At 34.5% G+C, this 19,748-nt stretch carries 18 protein-coding genes and 1 pseudogene; 15 read left to right on the forward strand and 4 right to left on the reverse strand.

Annotated features, from left to right (window positions below):
* Positions 1–97: 97 nt before the first annotated feature.
* The 4 genes from WFZ86_RS11375 to ric form a co-directional block, all read right to left on the reverse strand.
* Entirely contained in the window at positions 98–532 is a 435-nt protein-coding gene (locus tag WFZ86_RS11375; protein ID WP_342692025.1) for an RrF2 family transcriptional regulator, read from the reverse strand.
* A gap of 26 nt (positions 533–558) precedes the next feature.
* Complete coding sequence (locus WFZ86_RS11380; protein WP_425402875.1) at positions 559–1,008, reverse strand: copper resistance protein CopD; 450 nt, start codon at positions 1,006–1,008, stop codon at positions 559–561.
* Complete coding sequence (locus WFZ86_RS11385; RefSeq protein ID WP_342692026.1) at positions 1,005–2,216, reverse strand: hypothetical protein; 1,212 nt, start codon at positions 2,214–2,216, stop codon at positions 1,005–1,007. Before WFZ86_RS11385 ends, WFZ86_RS11380 begins: the two co-directional genes overlap by 4 nt.
* A 68-nt stretch (positions 2,217–2,284) precedes the next feature.
* Positions 2,285–3,016, reverse strand: a complete 732-nt coding sequence (ric, locus tag WFZ86_RS11390; RefSeq protein WP_342692027.1) for an iron-sulfur cluster repair di-iron protein — start codon at positions 3,014–3,016, stop codon at positions 2,285–2,287.
* Between the two features lie 259 nt (positions 3,017–3,275).
* On the opposite strand from ric, the gene WFZ86_RS11395 reads away from it, so the two are divergent.
* The 15 genes and pseudogenes from WFZ86_RS11395 to WFZ86_RS11465 all read left to right on the forward strand — a co-directional run bounded on the left by WFZ86_RS11395 (position 3,276) and on the right by WFZ86_RS11465 (position 19,678).
* Positions 3,276–3,710, forward strand: a complete 435-nt coding sequence (locus WFZ86_RS11395; RefSeq protein WP_159686515.1) for a c-type cytochrome — start codon at positions 3,276–3,278, stop codon at positions 3,708–3,710.
* A gap of 106 nt (positions 3,711–3,816) precedes the next feature.
* Positions 3,817–5,151, forward strand: a complete 1,335-nt coding sequence (locus WFZ86_RS11400; RefSeq protein ID WP_159686513.1) for a cbb3-type cytochrome c oxidase subunit I — start codon at positions 3,817–3,819, stop codon at positions 5,149–5,151.
* A 244-nt stretch (positions 5,152–5,395) separates the two neighbouring features.
* On the forward strand, positions 5,396–6,187 hold the full coding sequence (locus WFZ86_RS11405; RefSeq protein ID WP_342692028.1) for a CbbQ/NirQ/NorQ/GpvN family protein: 792 nt from the start codon (positions 5,396–5,398) through the stop codon (positions 6,185–6,187).
* Positions 6,188–6,313: 126 nt separating this feature from the next.
* Entirely contained in the window at positions 6,314–8,089 is a 1,776-nt protein-coding gene (locus tag WFZ86_RS11410) for a nitric oxide reductase activation protein NorD (protein WP_342692029.1), read from the forward strand.
* 87 nt (positions 8,090–8,176) lie between these two features.
* Positions 8,177–9,142 carry a DUF438 domain-containing protein gene (locus WFZ86_RS11415; RefSeq protein WP_342692030.1) on the forward strand — a complete coding sequence of 322 codons (966 nt, stop codon included), beginning with the start codon at positions 8,177–8,179 and terminating at the stop codon, positions 9,140–9,142.
* Between the two features lie 74 nt (positions 9,143–9,216).
* On the forward strand, positions 9,217–9,798 hold the full coding sequence (locus tag WFZ86_RS11420) for a cytochrome c oxidase subunit 3 (RefSeq protein ID WP_342692031.1): 582 nt from the start codon (positions 9,217–9,219) through the stop codon (positions 9,796–9,798).
* Positions 9,799–9,801: 3 nt separating this feature from the next.
* Positions 9,802–10,044 carry a cytochrome C oxidase subunit IV family protein gene (locus WFZ86_RS11425; RefSeq protein ID WP_342692032.1) on the forward strand — a complete coding sequence of 81 codons (243 nt, stop codon included), beginning with the start codon at positions 9,802–9,804 and terminating at the stop codon, positions 10,042–10,044.
* A gap of 126 nt (positions 10,045–10,170) precedes the next feature.
* Entirely contained in the window at positions 10,171–11,655 is a 1,485-nt protein-coding gene (nirK, locus tag WFZ86_RS11430) for a copper-containing nitrite reductase (RefSeq protein WP_342692033.1), read from the forward strand.
* A 91-nt stretch (positions 11,656–11,746) separates the two neighbouring features.
* A pseudogene (locus WFZ86_RS11435) lies at positions 11,747–12,070 on the forward strand (c-type cytochrome); the annotation flags it as partial.
* 27 nt (positions 12,071–12,097) lie between these two features.
* Positions 12,098–12,868: a formylglycine-generating enzyme family protein gene (locus WFZ86_RS11440; protein WP_342692034.1), complete on the forward strand. Its 771-nt coding sequence runs from the start codon at positions 12,098–12,100 to the stop codon at positions 12,866–12,868.
* A 31-nt stretch (positions 12,869–12,899) separates the two neighbouring features.
* On the forward strand, positions 12,900–13,529 hold the full coding sequence (locus WFZ86_RS11445) for an SCO family protein (protein WP_342692035.1): 630 nt from the start codon (positions 12,900–12,902) through the stop codon (positions 13,527–13,529).
* A gap of 551 nt (positions 13,530–14,080) precedes the next feature.
* Positions 14,081–15,349 (forward strand): alginate export family protein, encoded by a 1,269-nt coding sequence (locus WFZ86_RS11450; RefSeq protein ID WP_342692036.1) that lies wholly within the window; start codon positions 14,081–14,083, stop codon positions 15,347–15,349.
* A gap of 102 nt (positions 15,350–15,451) precedes the next feature.
* Positions 15,452–16,924, forward strand: a complete 1,473-nt coding sequence (locus tag WFZ86_RS11455) for an MFS transporter (RefSeq protein WP_342692037.1) — start codon at positions 15,452–15,454, stop codon at positions 16,922–16,924.
* A 73-nt stretch (positions 16,925–16,997) separates the two neighbouring features.
* Complete coding sequence (locus WFZ86_RS11460) at positions 16,998–18,590, forward strand: magnesium transporter MgtE N-terminal domain-containing protein (RefSeq protein ID WP_342692038.1); 1,593 nt, start codon at positions 16,998–17,000, stop codon at positions 18,588–18,590.
* A 38-nt stretch (positions 18,591–18,628) separates the two neighbouring features.
* Positions 18,629–19,678, forward strand: a complete 1,050-nt coding sequence (locus WFZ86_RS11465; protein ID WP_315142514.1) for an MFS transporter — start codon at positions 18,629–18,631, stop codon at positions 19,676–19,678.
* Positions 19,679–19,748 lie beyond the last annotated feature (70 nt).

The following is a 19,748-nucleotide window of genomic DNA, read 5'->3' on the forward strand; positions in this document are numbered from 1 at the left end:
GTAATAGTGGCTAATAAGAGAAATTAAGTTTCTAAGAATACTTTCTTTTGTAGATACCCAATGTAAATTGGTTCAGAATTAGAGACACGGTAGTGAATCAATATCGCAAAAATGTATCTCCCGTTTTTAAACCCAAAGTCAATTCTTCGAGGGTGGTATTTTCTAACATATTAGAAAGATCGTTTCTGATTGATTTGAATTTATCATGCATTGGGCACGGATGTTCTTCGGAACAATTGGATAAGCCTAAGCCACAACCTTTAAACACACGATCACCTTCTAACGCATTTACTATTTGCGAAAGTTTAATTTGTGACAAACGTTCTGTTGGGATTTCAAAACCGCCTCCGACTCCTTTTACAGAATCTATCAGTTTGTTTTTGGTTAAAATTTGCATGATTTTGGCCGTAAAAGCTTCTGGAGAATCTATTTTTTTGGCAATATCCTTTAGCCCGGATCTTTTGTTTTGATGCGATTCTGATGCCACAAAAATTGCGGCTCGAATGCCGTATTCAGTAGTTTTTGAAAACATAGCACGTTTTTTTACAAATTTATGATTTAATAGCCTCCAAAACGAACAAAGGAACCCAAAATTAGCATTGTAATCCCAATTATTGTAACACATAAAATATGCAAAGTCATTTCTGGTAAGTATTTTATGTTATTATTGAGTTTAGGGAGTACTTTAAATTGAGCACTTAAAGCAAAGAGTAGGGTTGCAAATAACAAAAGCAATTTAGTCGATACGATTTTTTCTATTGGTGTTGCAAATTCAAACCAATGCTCAATGGTCACTCCATATTTATATGCCATTAAAATCCCTGACAATACAAGTAATATCAATGACAGCATGCCTATTGGTTCAAACTTTTTTTCATAATTCAAAATATAGTTTTGATTTTTTTCTTTAATGGCTCGTGGTAAATAAGATGCAACCAATATCAAATGACCGCCAACCCAAAAAGTAGCACTCATTAAGTGAATAATAAGTAATAAATGATGGTTCATAATATTTTTATTTTACAAAGAAAACAATTGATAGTAATAGAAAGGATTCCTGAAGGCAAAAAAATACTCAGTGCAAAAAGTAGATGAGGATAAAATGGCAAAATTCCATTTTCTAAAAATTGCCAGATTCCTTGAAAAAAAAGTACAAGCTCTGTTGAACAAAATCCAATGATGATAAAGAGTATACCTAACTTGTATATTTTAGCCTCCTGATGAAAGAAGGTGCTTTTGGATAAAAATGCAAGAATGAAAAAAGTAATTATTCCCAACATTGACAAATGAATATATCCAATTATAAAAGGCCTTATATTGTGAATTGTTTTACTCATTTCAGGGTAAAGTAGTATAACTTGTAATCCTAATTTGAACAATAAAGAAAAAAATGCCAACTGATACATTTTTTTTTCAAGTTTTGTATTGCTAATGAAATACGTTTGGATTCCCTTGGTGGGCATTTTAATAAAATAACAAATTGCAATACATAGAAAAACTACACCTAAATTATTTAAATAATACAATATAGGGTGGGTTAGGGACCAACTTATAGGTAGCGAAAATGTAAGTAGTGTTCCAAGAACAAAGCATAAGTAAAACAAATTGAAAAATTTTTTCTCTAGCTTAATGTTGCTAATTCTAAGCAGCAAAGCTATTACTGTAAACAAAAACCAACCATTAAACTGAAAGTGCAAAAAAAACTGAATGGCAATTTGATAAAAGGCACTCGCTTTTCCCATTAATCCCACAGCAGGGCCTAAACACCAAACTCCTATTGTTGAAAATATCATAAAAAGTAATGCTGTGTCAAGTAGTATTTTTTCTTGGTATTTGGTGTTTTTTGTTTCTTTCCAAACCTTGTAGGCAAAGAAATAGCTACAAAAAATATGGAGTGTAGAGAAAAAAATCGATAACATTGCATAGCCTTCTATTGGGAAATCAATCATCATACCAACTACTGCAATTTCGGTTGTCCAAAATAAGCGATTAAAAACAGGTTTTTCTTGACTCTTTTTTGGAATGAAATAATGTATTATAAGACAAGAAATCGATAAATAAGTCCAGCCAAGCAAGGCAATATGAGAATGCCCATGAACTAAAAATTGAAAATTTATAGAAGGGATGGGACTAAGATACATCCACCGTAAGATTAGTCCCATTATGGCTGCCACAAAGAAATTAATCAAACAAACAATCAACCATGATTTTTTCATAATGACTAAATACAGAAAGCCCCAAATACCATCAGTTCATGCAGGAGTAATTGGGGCAAATCAAAGAATTAAGATTGAGCTATGAAGTCTTTTTCCAGAGCAACAGCTGCCGGAAATAAAATGTTGTTTTCTAAATGAATGTGTTTGTGAAGGTCTTGTTCAAATTCTTGAAGCATAGCAAAAGTTACTTTATAAGTGTTGCAAGCATCAGCTGGAGGAGCGTAATTAGAAGTTAACATAGCAATTTTTCTAAAACGTTCTCCTTCAGTATCATGTTCATGCTTCATCATTGCAATTGGATTTTCGACTGTTCCGAAATGAGGTTGGGAGATGAGTTCATCTGTAAGTGTAGCTTGTACCATTTTTTTTATAAATGGAAATAGTATTAATTCTTCTTTTTTCATGTGTTGCGCCAATTCACCAGAACACCCAATGAATAATTCATTAATCTCGAAAAGTTCCGGATGATGTGCGCCGTGTACTTTGCAAAGTTTACTCAAAAATGGTAATAGGACTTGTGTTTTCTCTACTACATAACGATGATGTGTCTTTTCTATATAGTCAGCTAATAAATCCAATGGCCAAGATTTGAAATCAATACTGTTGTCAGTTTTACTTTCTAAAACAGTTTTAATTTCAGCAAGTATGGTTTGGCTATCTGCGCCTTTTTTCTCGCTTGCTTCTTCGATAGTTCGATTTCCTTTGCAGCAAAAATCTATACCAAATTTTGAGAATACTGCTGCCGTTCTAAAATCTTTCGCTACAAATTCTCCTATGGTTGTGTTTTCAATGGTGTTCATAATGATATGTTTTAATTGGGTACAAATATATATAATTTTTAAATAAAAGATAAAATTATCTTTTATTGTTTTTTATCGTAAGTTATAGATTATCAGATTGGTTTTGTTTTTTTTATCATTACTAAAAAGAATATATTTAATTTATGATTTTTATCATGTTTTTACTTTTTAATATACTCTTAATTTGCTGTAATTAAATAAAAGATAAATTTATCTTTTATTGTTAATCAAAATTCAATACTAATAAAAACCATTTATTATGCTTTCAAAATCACAAGCTCGAGCATTTTTTCTGGGAGGAACTTTGGTCACCTTTTTAATCTTCATAGGATTGACCATTTATTCGTTTATGCCTAGAAATGACCAAACTAATTACAAGGCTATTACTAAACAAGTCGCCAGAGGAAAAGAACTTTGGGAATCCAATAACTGTATGGGGTGTCACACTATATTGGGAGAAGGAGCCTATTATGCGCCTGAACTTACTAAAGTAGTAGATAGAAGAGGAGAAGGGTATGTTAAAGCTGTTTTGATGTCGCCTGTACCTTGGGCTCCAAATGGTCGTAAAATGGTTGTTTATAATATGGGCGAACAAGACGCAGAGGCTGTTGTTGCTTACCTAAAGTGGATTGGTAAAATAGATTTGAATGGGTTTGACCGTGTGGTTTCACCTTTAGCGAAAGAGAATAATTAATAAATAACATAACAATTGAATTCACTATTGTAAGCAAGTTTACGTTTATCATCATTATTTGATAAAATCCGGGCAAAAATTGAATTCTAACAAGAAAAATACAAATATGAAATATCAATCACAAAAAGTAGCCTACTGGTTTTTTGCACTATGTATGCTATTATTTTCCTTACAGATTATCTATGGTTTTATAATGGGTTTTGACAGAATTGGAATCCAAGGATTGCATGACATTATTCCTTTTAATACCGCTAGAGCAGTGCATACTAATTTACTAGTAGTGTGGTTACTAACTGGTTTTATGGGAGCGGCTTATTATATTATTCCTGAAGAAGCTCAACGTGAGTTAATTAGCGTGAAGTGGGCTTACATTCAACTGATTTCATTGGCTGTTGTTGGAGTTGTAGCAATAGTAGGATTTCATTTAAACCATTGGGAAGGACGTAAATTTTTGGAGATACCAAGAGAATTAGATTTTCTGGTAGTTGTAAATGTTCTCTTATTTTTAGGTTTAATTTTGGGAACTTTATTTAAAGCGAAACGAAGAACTACTACAGCATTGGTTTTATCAATGGGATTGCTGTTTGCTGCCTTGTTGTATTTGCCTGGAATGATTTGGTTTGACAGCCAAGTAGTGGATTCTTTTTTCCGTTGGTGGGTTGTGCATTTGTGGGTTGAAGGTGTATGGGAATTAATTATGGGAGGTATTCTTTCCTATTTATTAATCAAATTGACAGGTGTTGATAGGGAAGTTATTGAAAAGTGGCTATATGTGATTGTAGGGTTAACGTTTCTTTCAGGAGTTTTAGGGACAGGACACCATTATTATTACATAGGAGTTAATAAGATTTGGTTAATCATTGGTGGGATTTTCTCTGCATTAGAACCTTTAGCTTTCTTGGCTATGGCTTTGTTCGCAGTCAATATGTATCGCAAAGGCGAAAAGAGTCATCCTAATAAAATTGCATTATTCTGGACTATTGGCTCGTCTATTGTTTCCTTTGTGGGGGCTGGTTTATTAGGTTTTGCACATACTCTTCCGCAAACTAATCTATATACTCACGGGACATTGGTTACTGCTATGCACGGGCATTATGCTTTTTGGGGTGCCTATGCTATGATAGTTTTAGCAATTATTAGTTATGCATTGCCCAATGTAACAGGTCGAAAACGATACCAAAGTAATACGGGAATGGCTGCTTTTTGGTTGTCAAATATTGGAATGTTGGGGATGACTGTTGCATTTGGAGTCGCTGGAGTGGTGCAAGTCTACTTGGAGAGAAAATTAAAAATGGAATTTATGATAGTGCAAAATGAAATAAGTATTCACTTCGTTGTATTACTCATCTGTGCGACAATGTTTACAACAGGAATTTCATTGTTTATATATGATTTTATAAAATATGGCCGCCCAACTAATGAAGCATTGATTGAACGATAGTTTTTTTTAATTGAAATTTTATAACGTTATTTTAATGATAAATCCAGTTTTAAGCCATAGGATTTAAATTTAATAAGAGGTGCAAATGAATTATTTAAGGATATAAAAGTTTTTTACTCAATAAAATAGATACATATAATATAACGATTCCATTTTTAACCGGAACGTTTGGATAATCGTTTAAGAATTTGCATTTCCATAGAGTGATTGTTCTACGTTTCGGTTTTTTATAATAATAAAGAAAATGCTAACAGATAATTTAATAAAAATCCCATATTACCAAGCTACAGGTAAAGAGACAGAAATCTTTGTTCATTCCTATAGTAACAAAATTCCTTTTTTGTTAAAAGGTCCTACAGGAACAGGGAAGTCACGTTTTATTGAGTTTATGGCACATCAGTTGAATAAAAAATTGATTACCATTAGTTGTCACGAAGAAACGTCTTCCACAGATTTGATTGGTCGATTCATCATTAAAGGAGCCGAAACGGTTTGGTTGGATGGCCCATTGACAACAGCTGTAAAAGAAGGTTCTATTATCTATTTAGATGAGATAGCAGAGGCTCGACCCGATGTTATTGTAGCTATTCACTCTCTTACTGATCATCGACGCCTGCTATTTATAGATAAATTAGGAGAGACTATACAGGCGCATGATGATTTTATGCTCGTAGCTTCTTTTAATCCAGGTTATCAAAGAGGTTTCAAAGAGCTTAAACCCTCAACTCGTCAACGATTTATTGCTGTTTCCTTTGATTATCCAGAACCAAAAATTGAAACAGAAATCTTAGTCAATGAAACTAATATTGACAGCGATACTGCCAAAAAACTAGTCGCAATTGGCAATAAAATTAGAAACTTAACCGAATTAGGATTGACAGAAACTGTTTCTACTAGACTTTTAGTAGATGCAGCCAAAATCATCCACAGTGGATTGCCAAAACGATTAGCCGTTCACGTAGCGGTTGTAGAACCATTAACAGATGATCTACAGACTATAGAAGCTTTGAAGGATTTATGTAATCTGATGATATGATCCCCCTAACCCCCGAAGGGGGAATTATAACTTAGAAAAATATGTTGTGTTAATAATGTTTTTTAACAATTTAAATCCTATTGACCCCTAATAGGAGTTCCCCCTTCGGGGGTTAGGGGGCTTATTATGGGTTTCGAGATAGATGAATATTTAGTTGGGAAGTTTTTCAAGCATTTAAAAAGCAGAAAAAAAATAAGTCCCGAAATAGAAGCCAGAACGGTGACTCTTGCAGAGATAAAATCGCGTCTGACCATAATGGCGCGTGCTTTGACTGGAAAACCTATCGAAATATTTCCTGCCGAAAGAGAGGGAGGGTACAAAAACAATAATTTTTTTCTGCCGATTTCCTTTGCTGAATTTCCAACTTTGGAAGAAAACCTTACTTTTTATCATTTTCGAATGCTTTATCTCTGTGTACAACAGCGGCTGAACTATAATTGGACATCTGAAGAAATAGAACCTGAATTGGCTCTTTCACAACAAAAAGCATTGGAAACATCCGATACTGTTCTTGCGATTTTGTTTGAGGAGTTTTCTATTGGCGAATCCTTTTTGGCGAAAGCCAAAGATTATTTTATCCAAAAATCAGATGCTAAAAAAGGTCCTGAGTTCTCTTGGCTTTTTGGCAAATGGATGAAAAATGAAACGGTAGTAGATAGCGAGAATCTATTGCAAAACTTCTCGGACAAGACCAAAAAACCTAATGAGATTCAGCCTTTAACGACGCTTAAAGCAAAAGCTGTTGAGGAAGTTATCACGGTGGAACTTGACAAAAAACAACAAGAGGATTATGTGATGTTGCATAATTTTGAGAAAGTAGAAACTGCTGAAGAATTCAATGGCAATTGGCGTGATTTTGACGGATCGGATGAACTCGAAGAGCATCAGGACGCATTGGAGGAACTCAATATGAAATACAATGTGCGTGTAGATGATACTGTGCATTCGGTTTATCTATCCGACTTTATAGAAAACACCACAATATCCGAAAGTGCTGAGGTAGATGAAAAAGGATTTCATCATAAATATAATGAATGGGATTGCAGTAAAAATAGTTACAAAGAAAATTTTTGCAAAGTATATCCAAAGTTGCAGTTAAAAACAGATTCCGATTATTACAAAAGAACAATAACCAAGAATGCCTCCACTTTGATGGGCTTGCGTAAAATGTTGACAAACGTTAATAACAAAATGCAACAGCAAAAACGCCAACCTCAAGGCGACGAATTTGATATCGATGCCATAACCGATTTGTATGTCGATGTGCATTCTCGAAAAACACCATCCGATAAAATTTATCTTGCGAATAGAAAAATAGAAAAGGATTTGTCGATACTGATCCTATTAGACATTAGCCTTTCAAGCGACGGATATGCTGCAGGAAATAGAGTCATTGATGTAGAGAAAGAAGTTTCTATTTTGTTTGGAGAAATCCTGAACGAGTTTAATATCGATTTTTCGATAGATAGCTTTTATTCCAAAACCAGAAATTATTCCACTTACCTAACGGTTAAAGATTTTGACGATAATTGGAATGTCGCCAAACATAAAGTAGGAGCTGTTGAACCCAGTGGTTATACTAGAATAGGAGCGGCTTTGCGTCATGCAGGAGTGCGCCTCGATAAGCGAAGTACCAAAAATAAATGGGTAATACTCATTTCAGACGGAAAACCCAATGATTATGATAAATATGAAGGTAAATATGGGGTCAATGATGTAAAACAAGCCCTTCGCGAACTCAATTCAAAAAATATTAATTCCTACGCCTTGGCCATCGAAGCCGAAGCCAAATATTATTTGCCACAAATGTTTGGACAAAACCACTATCAAATTTTGACAACTCCCGTTGAGTTGTTACAATCCTTAGTGAAATTATATGAAAAGATAAAACACCAGAAATAAAATTAAACATATAAGTCATATAAGATTTTTTGAGCTTGATATATTATGAAAACTTATATGACTTATATGTTTTAAAATTTAATTATAATGACAGAAACAATTAATTCCACAGCATTGCCGGAAGGACATCCCGTTTCGATTTACTTTCAGGAAAAAGAAATTATCAATAGCCTTTTGGAAGAAATTAAAGCGGTAAATCCTTTGAAAGATTTACCAAAATACACCAACATATTCAATCAATTACTTACAATTGAGAAACGATTTGCCCGCAAAGAGAATCAGCTTTTCCCTTTTTTGGAAAAGAAAGGTTGGGTTGGTCCATCTCAAGGAATGTGGTCGTTTCATGATAATTTGCGAGAGCAATTTCGATTGATTCAGTATTATCTAAAAATGAATAATCCCGAAAGAATAGCAACAAATACTCCTTTTTTGGTAGAGGGTATTTACCGATTAATTGGAGTTGAAGATACTGTGCTTTTCCCTAATGCATTAGATATACTTACCGAAGAGGATTGGATACAAATGCGAAAAGGCGAAGAAGAAATTGGTTGGATGTTGTCTCAAACACCACCGCCTTTCCCAAAAGTGGAATATGTGCATCCAAGTGAGGATTTCACCATCAGAGAAATGCCATTTTCATTGGAAAACACTTCGCATTATGATGAAGGATACATGACTGTAGAACAAGTGAATTTGCTTTTCAGAACAATGCCGTTGGATTTAACTTATGTGGACGAAAATGATAAAGTGATTTTTTATAATAGAGGCGAAGAACGTGTATTCCCAAGAAGTGCTGGAATCATTGGTCGAGAAGTAAAGTTTTGCCATCCTCCAAAAAGCGTAGGAACGGTTCTCAAAATTTTAGAAGAATTCAGAAAAGGAACTCAAAACGAATCGTCTTTTTGGATTAATTACAAAGAACGCCTGATCTATATTCGCTATTTTGCTGTACGAGATGCCAATAAAAACTACAAAGGCGTAATCGAAATATCGCAGGATATTACCGATATCAAAAAAATCGAAGGAGAGAAAAGATTATTGGATTGGAAATAAACAGGAATCAAACACATTGAATGATTGAGTTTTAATTTAGAAGGCTATGTTTATTGAAACTTTAAGAGTAACTTATGGAAAGATTAAAAATAAATTATAAGAATATCTACTATCCTCCTGGCGGAATCCTAATGTGGATTATCATTTTCTTAGAACTCATCACTTTCGGAATGGCATTGGTTGCATTTGTCTATTATGGGAGCGAGAACTCGACTGTATTTCATCAATCTCGATTAGAATTAAATACCACTTTTGGTGCGGTGAATACTGTTTTCTTATTGACAAGTGGTTTTTTTATGGCTAATGCGGTGCATTTATTCAAAGAGAAAGAAGTTTTGAAATCATCGGTATATTTTAAGTTGGCTATTTTGGGTGGGTTTTTATTCTTGGCATTAAAAAGCGTAGAATATTATCATAAAATTGAAAACGGAATTACATTAGACACTAATATGTTTTACACTTTTTATTGGTTATTAACAGGTTTTCATGTTATTCATGTTATTATTGGAATGGTTATTTTGGCTTGGACCAATTACGGAATGATAAAAAAAAAATCGGATACTGCTATTGAAGATGTAGAAGGCTGTGCTGCTTTTTGGCATATGTGTGATTTGATATGGTTGCTTTTATTTCCAACCTTATATTTAATCTTTTAGTATATGAAAAAATCACTTCTCTCAGTTTATGTTATTTTGTTATTCCTAACATTGGTTTCGGCAGTAATTTCAAGTGCTTCTTTCCTTTCAAAAACTATTGTTTTGCTGCTAATGGGATTAGCGGCAGCAAAATTTATATTGGTTGCTTTTCATTTTATGGAATTAAAAAAGGCACATATCTTTTGGAAAACAACCCTTATAGTTACATTATTCTTGATTATGTCTATAATGATATTGCTGAAATAATTCATAACAAAACGTTAAAAACATGATAATTGTCATTTTTTAAATAAAATAGCTATTTTAAATTTACACTTACAATAAAGGATAAATTCATCCTTTATTATAACTCAAACCTTTACAACCCAAAAAATGAAAACAAATTTTAGTATTCGCAATCGTTATCGATTACTCCCATTGCTTTTTATGGCGTTATTTTTCTTTTTTTCTTGTTCTAAAAAAGAAAAGGAAGCTCAAGATTATCATGATATAAAAATTGAAGGACAAAAAGAAGCAGAACTAACTGCACCACCCTTTGTGCCAAAACCTGTAGGAGATCGCGCTGCCACAAAATTGGTAGTCAACATGGAAATTAAGGAAGAAGAAGGCGAAATGGTCGATGGTGTAAAATATACCTATTGGACTTTTGGTGGATCGGTTCCTGGAAGTTTTATCAGAACTAGAGTGGGAGACGAAGTAGAGTTTCACTTAAAAAACCATCCCGATAATAAAATGCCACACAATATTGACTTACATGCGGTAACAGGACCAGGTGGTGGTGCAACTTCTTCACTGGTTGCTCCAGGTCATGAAAAAGTATTCAATTTTAAAACTATAAATCCTGGTTTATATGTGTACCATTGTGCTACAGCTCCCGTTGGAATGCACATTGCAAACGGAATGTATGGTTTGATTTTGGTGGAGCCAGAAGGAGGATTACCTCCTGTTGATAAAGAATACTACATCATGCAAGGTGATTTTTATACCAAAGGGGCCTATGGAGAACAAGGATCTCAACCCTTTGATATGAATAAAGCCATCAAAGAACAACCTGATTATGTGGTTTTCAACGGAAAAGTGGGTGCTGTTGCTGGTGACAAAGCCATTACTGCCAAAGTAGGTGAAACAGTACGTATCTATATGGGGAACGGTGGTCCAAACTTGGTTTCTTCTTTTCACGTAATTGGTGAGATTTTTGACAAAGTACATATAGAAGGAGGGGACATGATTAATGAGAATGTTCAAACAACCCTTATTCCAGCTGGTGGTTCTGCTATTGTTGAATTTAAAGTTGATGTTCCTGGGACATTTATTTTGGTTGACCACTCTATCTTTAGAGCTTTCAATAAAGGAGCTCTGGGAATGTTAAAAGTAGAAGGGGAAGAAAACAAAAAAATCTATTCAGGTACGACTCAAGAAGGAATCTATTTGCCTGAAGGCGGAACCATTCAAAACATGCCTAAAGAAAACGGAACTGCCAAAAAAGTAGCTGCAAAAACAGTTCCTGAACAAATTAAATCAGGTAAAGAATTGTATGGTAGAACGTGTTTTGCTTGTCATCAGTCCGAAGGACAAGGAGTTCCTAATGCATTTCCTCCATTGGCAAAATCTGATTTCTTAAACGCAAATACAGAAAGAGCAATCGGTGCTGTATTAAACGGTTTAAGTGGAGAAATTACTGTGAATGGTAAAAAATTTAATAATGTTATGACTAGTCAAAACTTAACAGATGAAGAAGTAGCTGATGTTTTGACATACGTATATAACAGTTGGGGAAATAATAAAACAGTGGTAACGGCTGCAAAAGTAAAAACGGTAAGAGCTAAACCAACACCAAAACCAGTTGCATCGCATTAATATTTTACAATCAATTATAATCTAAAAAAAAAAATCAATGAAAAAGTATGTTTTGACTAGCGCAATGCTAGTAATGAGTTGGTGTGGTTTTAGCCAAAATGCTGTTAAAGGAAAAGGAGTTTATGATAAAGTTTGTGTAGCTTGTCATCAGCCAACTGGGCAAGGTATTCCTGGTGCTTTTCCTCCATTAGCAAAATCCGATTATCTAAACAAAGATGTTAATCGCGCCATAAAAGGTGTAGTAAAAGGACTATCAGGACCTATTACAGTAAACGGAAAAAAATTCAGTGGAGCAATGCCTGCACAAGCTTTAAGTGACCAACAGATTGCTGATGCCTTAACATATGTCTATGCTAGTTGGGGAAATAACAAAACTGTTGTAACTCCTGCAATGGTCAAAGCACAACGCAAATAGATTGTTGTACAGTATAAAAGTGTAGCCATGAATAATCTTGAAGAAATAAAATTTCTAATACTTATTAGCATAAGTTGTACTCTTTTTGCCCAAGAAACAAGAATGGTGACCATCAAAGAGGGAAGTTTTGTCCCTCTTTATGGAGCTACCAGAAAGCAACCAATGGAAATAGGCTCATTTTTACTTGATGTTTTTCCTGTAACCAATGCTCAGTATTTAGAATTTATCAAAAAGAATGAAGCCTATACTCGTTCTAATATAAAAGGTTTATTTGCTGATAAGAGTTATTTGAATCATTGGGTAGCCGATGATGATTTTGGCTCTCAAAATAAAAGCAATGCCCCTGTGACTAACGTCTCTTGGTTTGCAGCTAAAAAGTATTGCGAATGTCAAGGGAAGCGTCTACCCACTATAGACGAATGGGAATATGTTGCAATGGCCGATCAAAATCGTACAGATGCTAGATACAAAGAATCTTTTAACAAATATATTTTGTCTTGGTATGAAAAGCCTAAAACTTATCTAAACCCTGTAGGAAAGACATTCAAGAATTATTGGGGAGTTTATGATATGCACGGTTTAGTTTGGGAATGGACCTCAGACTTCAATAGTATTTTTCTTTCGGGAGAATCCAGAAAAGACAAAGCTACTGATAAGAATCTTTTTTGTGGAAGTGGTTCAGTAAATGCAACCGATTTGATGAATTATGCAGCCTTTATGCGCTATGCTTTTAGAGGAAGTCTCAAAGCAACTTTTACTACAAAGAATCTCGGTTTTCGATGCGCAAAAAACCTTTAAACGTATTTTATCTTTTTTAAATCATAACGATATGAATAGCACATTTCAAGACAAAACGAATTTTAAATGGCATCCTAAGTTAATAGCTTTGGCGATAACTTTTTTCTTTGTTTTATCCAGTATACAAAGTTGTAATAAGATTGAAAAAGTGACCAAAGACAAATCAAATTCAGATTTATCAATCTATAACCTGCCTTCTCAATGGACTAATCACAACAATGAAAATATTGTTATGAAAGATCTAAAAGGAAAAGTTTTAGTGATGGTAATGATTTATACCTCTTGTAAAGCAGCTTGCCCAAGGTTAGTGGCCGATATGCGCAATATTGAGTCACGTTTGCCAGAGAAAATTAAGGATAATGTAAAACTTATACTCATTAGTATTGATCCTGAAGTGGATACTCCAAAACGCTTAAAATCTTTTGCTATAGAAAATAAAATGGATACCCCACAATGGGAGTTTTTGAGATCAACAGAGGACAATACTAGGGAATTTGCTGCTGTTTTGGCAGTAAATTATAAGAAAATAGCGCCACTTGATTTTTCGCATTCTAATATAATTAGTGTATTCAATACCCAAGGGGAGTTGGTTTTTCAGCAAGAAGGGCTTGGGGTTAATTCAGATGCTACAGTGACTAAAATAATTGATGAAGCAAAATAGTTGTATTCTTATTAGTTTTTCTGTTTTGTAATTAAAAAAAACATTTGTTTTGTTGATTTTTACTTTTAATTAAGTACTGACTTTCAAAATATTATGAGACTTATTAATTCATTTTAGAAAACTAGAACCAACAATTATACATTGATTGATTCTAGTTTTTTTCTTTTTTTTTAATTGATGATGTTTTATTCCTTGCTATGAATAGGTCATCAAGGCTTGTGGATATAACATCGAAATAATTAATTGAATAACTATAACTGAAATGAGATTTGGTCTCAGATACACTTATTGAAATTTTGCTGGTTTAATAAATAGTAACAAATTCTCCAAAGAATAGTTATAAAGACATACTTTCTTTAATTTTTTACTTCTATTAATGTGTTGTTTAATAATGGATTATATATCCTTGGCTCAAAATATTGTTATACTTGCGCCATTTTAAATATGCATATTCATATTTTTTTTAATAAATTTAACATAAAATGATTTTTATCATAACAAAGGATAAAAACATCTTCTACCTTTGAATCGTAATAAAAAAAAATATGTGTATGACTACTTTGAAAAGAATAGTACTGACTGTTTTTATAGTTGTAAATGCCAATGCAATTGCACAAGAATTTGATATAAATCTTCAATTACGCCCTCGTTTTGAATTCAGAAATGGTTTTAAAAGTCCTCTTTTAGATACAGAGGAAGCCACCTCGTTTATTGCACAACGTTCTCGATTGAATCTTGCTTTTCACCAAGAAAGATTGACCGCCAAATTAAGTGTTCAAGACATTCGAACTTGGGGCGATGCAGCTACGACGGCCACAGCAGGTAAAAATGGTTTAGCTGTTTTTGAAGCTTGGGCCAAATACTATTTTAATGAAAATTGGAGCACAACATTAGGCAGACAGGTACTTTCTTATGATAACGAGAGGATTATGGGGGGAATTGATTGGTTGCAACAAGGGCAAAGCCACGACGCAGCATTAATCAGCTACAAAAAAGAGAATAGCCTTTTGGATTTAGGTTTTGCATTAAATGCTAATGCTGAGAATTTGGTAGCCTCCACAACGCCGTATACTACTAATTACAAAGTAATGCAATATGCTTGGTTGCACCACAATTGGACAAAGGTTGGTTTGAGTTTGTTATTTTTAAACACAGGTTATGAATTTCAGAAAAGTCAAAACGATTTAGAAGTAGATTACAAACAAACTTTTGGAACGTACATAACGTTCAAAGACAAAAAATGGGATGCTAATTTTGGATTTTATGGACAAACAGGGCAAAGCGTAGGTAAGCAACTTGGTGCGTGGTATGCTTCAGGTTATGTAAATTATGCTATTGTCGATAGTTTTTCTGCAGGATTAGGCTATGAATTTCTTTCTGGTAAAGACCAAAACGATACCGATACGAAGCTAAAATCCTTTACTCCATTGTTTGGAACTAATCATGCTTTCAACGGATTGATGGACTATTTTTATGTTGGAAACCATCAAAATAATGTGGGTTTACAGGATGCTTATTTGAAATTAAATTATAAAAATAAGCAATGGCAATTTGCTTTAGTTCCTCATATTTTCAATGCTCCTAATAAAGTATTGGATGCGCAAGGCAAACAAATGGATAGCTATTTAGGAACTGAGATTGATTTGACCGCGTCTTATATAGTTCAAAAAGATATTGTGATTTCGGGTGGTTTCTCTCAAATATTTACCTCTACTACTTTAGAGCGAGTAAAGAATGTTACCAATGCTGCTGATGCCAATAACTGGGCTTGGCTAATGGTGTCTTTTAGTCCAAAATTATTTAGTACCAACAAGAATTAAATCTAAAGAATTGATTTTCAGATTTTTTTATTAAATTAGATACTTCTAAGGTTCTTTTATTTGATTTTGAAGTTTTACCATAAATTTTATACGGCACTCTCTATGAATAATTTAGCGCAGTCACACAAAATTCTTTTTCTAAATACCTTAGCATTTACCATTTGCTTTGCCTGTTGGACACTCAATGGTGTATTAGTTACTTTTTTGGTAGATAGAGGTATATTTAACTGGAGTGTGGTTGAAGTGGGGTGGCTTCTCGGAATTCCAATTCTTTCAGGGTCAATATTTAGATTGCCTATCGGAATTTTAACCGATAAGTTTGGTGGAAAAATAGTTTTTTCTATTCTATTATTACTCTGTGCGATTCCGTTGTTTTTACTGCCTTTTGCTACTAGTTTTTGGAGTTTTGCTATTTTGAGTTTTCTTTTTGGGATGGTGGGTACCAGTTTTGCAGTAGGCATTGGGTTTACTTCGGTTTGGTATCCGCAGCATTGGCAGGGTAGAGCCTTAGGGATTTTTGGAATGGGAAATGCCGGTGCCGCTATCACAACTTTTGTAGCTCCCACTTTGCTTACAAATTTTTCTCAAGATAATCCTGCAGAGGGTTGGAAAATGTTGCCCGTCACTTATGGTGTGGTCTTAGTCGTGATGGGGTTGCTTTTCATCTTTTTGGCTAAAAATAAAAAACCAGCTGTTGAAGCTAAAGAGCTTAAAAATCTTCTAAAACCTTTACAATCGATGCGTGTTTGGCGTTTTGGAGCGTATTACTTTTTGGTTTTTGGATGTTTTGTAGCGTATTCCCAATGGTTGTTACCCAATTTTATGAATGTATACCAAACTTCATTGGTAATGAGCGGTATGTTTGCCACCTTATTTAGTTTGCCTTCGGGTGTAATCAGAGCTTTTGGTGGGTATTTATCGGATAAGTTTGGGGCACGAAAAGTAATGTATTGGGTATTGGGTTCTTCTATTGTAATCAGCTTTTTATTGATGTTTCCAAAAATGGAAATATTTACCGCAGGTCCAGGTGTTTTGGCTACCGAAAGTGGGGTAGTAACCCAAGTGAGTTCTAATGTCATACAAATTGACGATAAAGTACATACTGTAATTCCTCGGAAAACTGTTGAACATGAAAAAACAGCCATTTTACCTGAAAAAGCATCTTGGCAAGAAATTGTGGTGAAGCAGAATCAATCCGTTAAAAAGAAAGAACTAATCGCTAAAGGAATCACACAAATTAAGTTTGAAGCGAATATGTGGGTATACTTAGTTTTAGTGATTTTAATCGGAACCTCTTGGGGAATTGGTAAAGCAGCAGTTTACAAACATATTCCAGAGTATTTTCCAAATGAAGTGGGTGTAGTTGGAGGAATGGTTGGATTAATAGGTGGTTTGGGTGGTTTTTTTGGGCCTATTATTTTTGGGTATTTGCTCAGTACTACTGGTCTGTGGACGAGTTCTTGGATTTTCATTTTTGCCATTTCAACGATTTGTTTGATTTGGATGCACAAAACCATTATCAAAGCCATTCGCGTTCAAATTCCTCAATTTTCAAATCATATCGAGCATAAATAAAGCCTTTGCATAACAAGCTTAGGCTATTCAGATTAATAATTTTCAAATAGTACTAACAGTAAATAAACATCATATGAAAACATGGCTAGACAAGTGGGAACCAGAGGACAATGAATTTTGGCAAAACACCGGTAGTGCAATCGCTTGGAAAACACTCACCATTACTACACTTTCATTAATCTTATCCTTTGCTTCATGGTTCATGATGAGTGTCATTGCTGTAAAATTACCTGGACTTGGATTTGCATTTTCAAAAGACGAATTGTTTTGGTTGGTGGCTATTCCTGGTTTAGCTGCTGGTTTTCTTAGAATCATTCACACCTTTATTTTGCCAATTTTCGGTACACGACACGTAGTAGCATGGGCAACTTTAATCAAATTGATTCCTGTAGTAGGTATTGGATTTGCGGTTATGGATACGAGTACACCTTTTTGGGTATTTGCAGTATTAGCTTTTACCTGTGGTTTTGGTGGTGGAGATTTCTCATCTTATATGCCCAGTACAAGTTTGTTTTTTCCTAAACGATTAAAAGGAACCGCATTGGGTATTCAAGCGGGTATTGGTAATTTTGGGGTGTCTTTGGCTCAATTTGTTACCCCGCTTATTTTGGGTGTTAGCCTTTATGGAGCTAGTGCTGTTTCTACCAGTATTGATGCTAAAGAGGCGCTGTCCGTTTTTCAAACTGTCGAGTCAACCAAACAAAAAGATGTATTTAGTGCATTAGAACCACAAGTACAAACCGCATTATTGTCATCTGTAAAACCTGCTGTTTTAGATTCGGTAAAAGCTACTATTAGTACTACTGATGATGCGACTCTATTTGTTGCATTACCCGCCAAAGCAAAAGCCAAAGTTATGGCAAATGCTAATCCAAAATTAGCTGAAAAAATAATGAATCAGATGAGCCCTGATACTAAAGCTGTCGTAAATAAATCCATTTATATTCAATCGGCAGCCTTTTGGTATGTTCCATTTCTTATTATTTTATCGATTATCAGCTGGTTTTATCTCAGAAGTATTCCGATGCATTCTTCTATAAAAGAACAAATGGATATTTTTGGTAACAAACATACTTGGTATTGTACCATAACTTATGTCATGACTTTTGGAACTTTTGCTGGACTATCAGCAGCATTTCCCTTAATGATTAAGTTTTTATATGGTGATTTTCCTAATGCTCCTGATCCTTTAGTGTATGCTTTTTATGGACCATTAATTGGTTCCGCGAGCCGTGTTGCCTTTGGTTTTGTAGCTGATAAAGTGGGGGGGGCTATATTGACAACGCTGACAGGAGTAGGGATTATTGGAGGGGCTATTGTTTTAATTACCCAAGGTTTGGTAGCGCCAACTAGTTTAGACCAATTCCCAATGTTTGTAGGGGTTATATTTTTAATGTTCTTTTTTACTGGTGTGGGTAATGCTGGAACTTTTAGACAATACCCTATCATATTTGCAGATAACCAACGTCAGGCTGCAGGTGTTATTGGTTGGACGGCTGCGATTGCTGCTTTTGGACCATTCATTTTTTCTAAACTTATTGGGGGTAATTTAACGCTTAATGGTACTGTTAATCAATTTTTTATAGGTCTCATTCTTTTTTGTATCTTAGCTACTATCATCAATTGGTGGTTTTACAATAGAAAAGGCTGTGAGAAACCAAGTTAGAAGTGAAATCTAAAAGTATTAATTTGTTATGCTATACAATGAAAAATAAAAATCTTAATACTAAAGCATTATTAATAGCAACAGCACTTTCCATCGTGATGATTGCCTTGGTGTTTTTTGGTTCTAGAAAATTGCAAAATTTCGATGCGGCTTTAATTACGTATTTGTTTGGAACTGTTTTCGCTTTTTTCGGAATTGTCTATCGCTATTCGGTGTGGTTGCAACGACCGCCCACTTGGATTTATTTCAAAAGAGGCATTACGTATTTGGTTACCGGAAAGGTGTTTTCTCATTTTTGGTTTGCTACCAAAGAGTCTATTGAAAATATCGCTTTTCAAAAGTTTATTTATCCTAGAGGAAAATACCGTTGGGTGGCGCATTTTATGATAGCCGTGGGCTGTACCTCTGCTTTTTTGATTACCATTCCACTCACCTTCGGTTGGATTCACTTTGCTATGGCACCCAATACCATTTCTACCTATGAAGCCTATTTCTTTGGATTTAAAGTAATGGATTTTGAACTCGATTCCATTATGGCGTTTCTAACTTTTCATGCCTTGAATTGGTCTTCTTATTTAGTAATTTTTGGGTCTTTATATTATTTAAGAAGACGTTTGACCAATCCTGGTTTGATTGCTACTCAAACTTTTGAAGGGGATTTATTGCCGCTGATTTTGTTGATAGCTATTTCAGTGACAGGTTTAGGATTGACCTATTCGTATCAATTCATGAAAGGTTTCGCTTTTGATTTCTTGGCGGTTTTACATGCCGTTACCGTGATTTTGTTTTTGATTTGGATTCCCTTTGGAAAGTTTTTTCACATCATTCAAAGACCAGCCCAAATTGGCGCACATATCTATAAAAAACAAGGAATGAAAATGGGTATGGCCGTATGTCCTCATACTGGAGAAGAATTTGCTACCAAATTACACATCCAAGACTTGAAAACGGTTACAGAAGAATTAGGATTCGATTTTTCGCATGAAGATGGTACTTCTCATTTGGATTTGAGCCCAGAAGGCAAAAGATCACGATTGGCACAAGCCCATTTGAAGGCAAGACAAGCGGGAGGGAATTTGTTTGGATAATTTCAGAAGTTAGAAGTTAGCCCTTCGACTCCGCTCAGGATGATGAGGTAAAGGATAGAAGGTAGATTTT

It is taken from the genome of Flavobacterium polysaccharolyticum (genome assembly GCF_038739875.1).
GTDB lineage: Bacteria > Bacteroidota > Bacteroidia > Flavobacteriales > Flavobacteriaceae > Flavobacterium > Flavobacterium polysaccharolyticum.

Bases quoted from the DNA above. Each gene is read 5' to 3' on its own strand.
- WFZ86_RS11375 (WP_342692025.1), bottom strand. From the start codon at position 532: ATGTTTTCAAAAACTACTGAATACGGCATTCGAGCCGCAATTTTTGTG.
- WFZ86_RS11380 (WP_425402875.1), bottom strand. From the start codon at position 1,008: ATGAACCATCATTTATTACTTATTATTCACTTAATGAGTGCTACTTTT.
- WFZ86_RS11385 (WP_342692026.1), bottom strand. From the start codon at position 2,216: ATGAAAAAATCATGGTTGATTGTTTGTTTGATTAATTTCTTTGTGGCA.
- ric (WP_342692027.1), bottom strand. From the start codon at position 3,016: ATGAACACCATTGAAAACACAACCATAGGAGAATTTGTAGCGAAAGAT.
- WFZ86_RS11395 (WP_159686515.1), top strand. From the start codon at position 3,276: ATGCTTTCAAAATCACAAGCTCGAGCATTTTTTCTGGGAGGAACTTTG.
- WFZ86_RS11400 (WP_159686513.1), top strand. From the start codon at position 3,817: ATGAAATATCAATCACAAAAAGTAGCCTACTGGTTTTTTGCACTATGT.
- WFZ86_RS11405 (WP_342692028.1), top strand. From the start codon at position 5,396: ATGCTAACAGATAATTTAATAAAAATCCCATATTACCAAGCTACAGGT.
- WFZ86_RS11410 (WP_342692029.1), top strand. From the start codon at position 6,314: ATGGGTTTCGAGATAGATGAATATTTAGTTGGGAAGTTTTTCAAGCAT.
- WFZ86_RS11415 (WP_342692030.1), top strand. From the start codon at position 8,177: ATGACAGAAACAATTAATTCCACAGCATTGCCGGAAGGACATCCCGTT.
- WFZ86_RS11420 (WP_342692031.1), top strand. From the start codon at position 9,217: ATGGAAAGATTAAAAATAAATTATAAGAATATCTACTATCCTCCTGGC.
- WFZ86_RS11425 (WP_342692032.1), top strand. From the start codon at position 9,802: ATGAAAAAATCACTTCTCTCAGTTTATGTTATTTTGTTATTCCTAACA.
- nirK (WP_342692033.1), top strand. From the start codon at position 10,171: ATGAAAACAAATTTTAGTATTCGCAATCGTTATCGATTACTCCCATTG.
- WFZ86_RS11440 (WP_342692034.1), top strand. From the start codon at position 12,098: ATGAATAATCTTGAAGAAATAAAATTTCTAATACTTATTAGCATAAGT.
- WFZ86_RS11445 (WP_342692035.1), top strand. From the start codon at position 12,900: ATGAATAGCACATTTCAAGACAAAACGAATTTTAAATGGCATCCTAAG.
- WFZ86_RS11450 (WP_342692036.1), top strand. From the start codon at position 14,081: ATGACTACTTTGAAAAGAATAGTACTGACTGTTTTTATAGTTGTAAAT.
- WFZ86_RS11455 (WP_342692037.1), top strand. From the start codon at position 15,452: ATGAATAATTTAGCGCAGTCACACAAAATTCTTTTTCTAAATACCTTA.
- WFZ86_RS11460 (WP_342692038.1), top strand. From the start codon at position 16,998: ATGAAAACATGGCTAGACAAGTGGGAACCAGAGGACAATGAATTTTGG.
- WFZ86_RS11465 (WP_315142514.1), top strand. From the start codon at position 18,629: ATGAAAAATAAAAATCTTAATACTAAAGCATTATTAATAGCAACAGCA.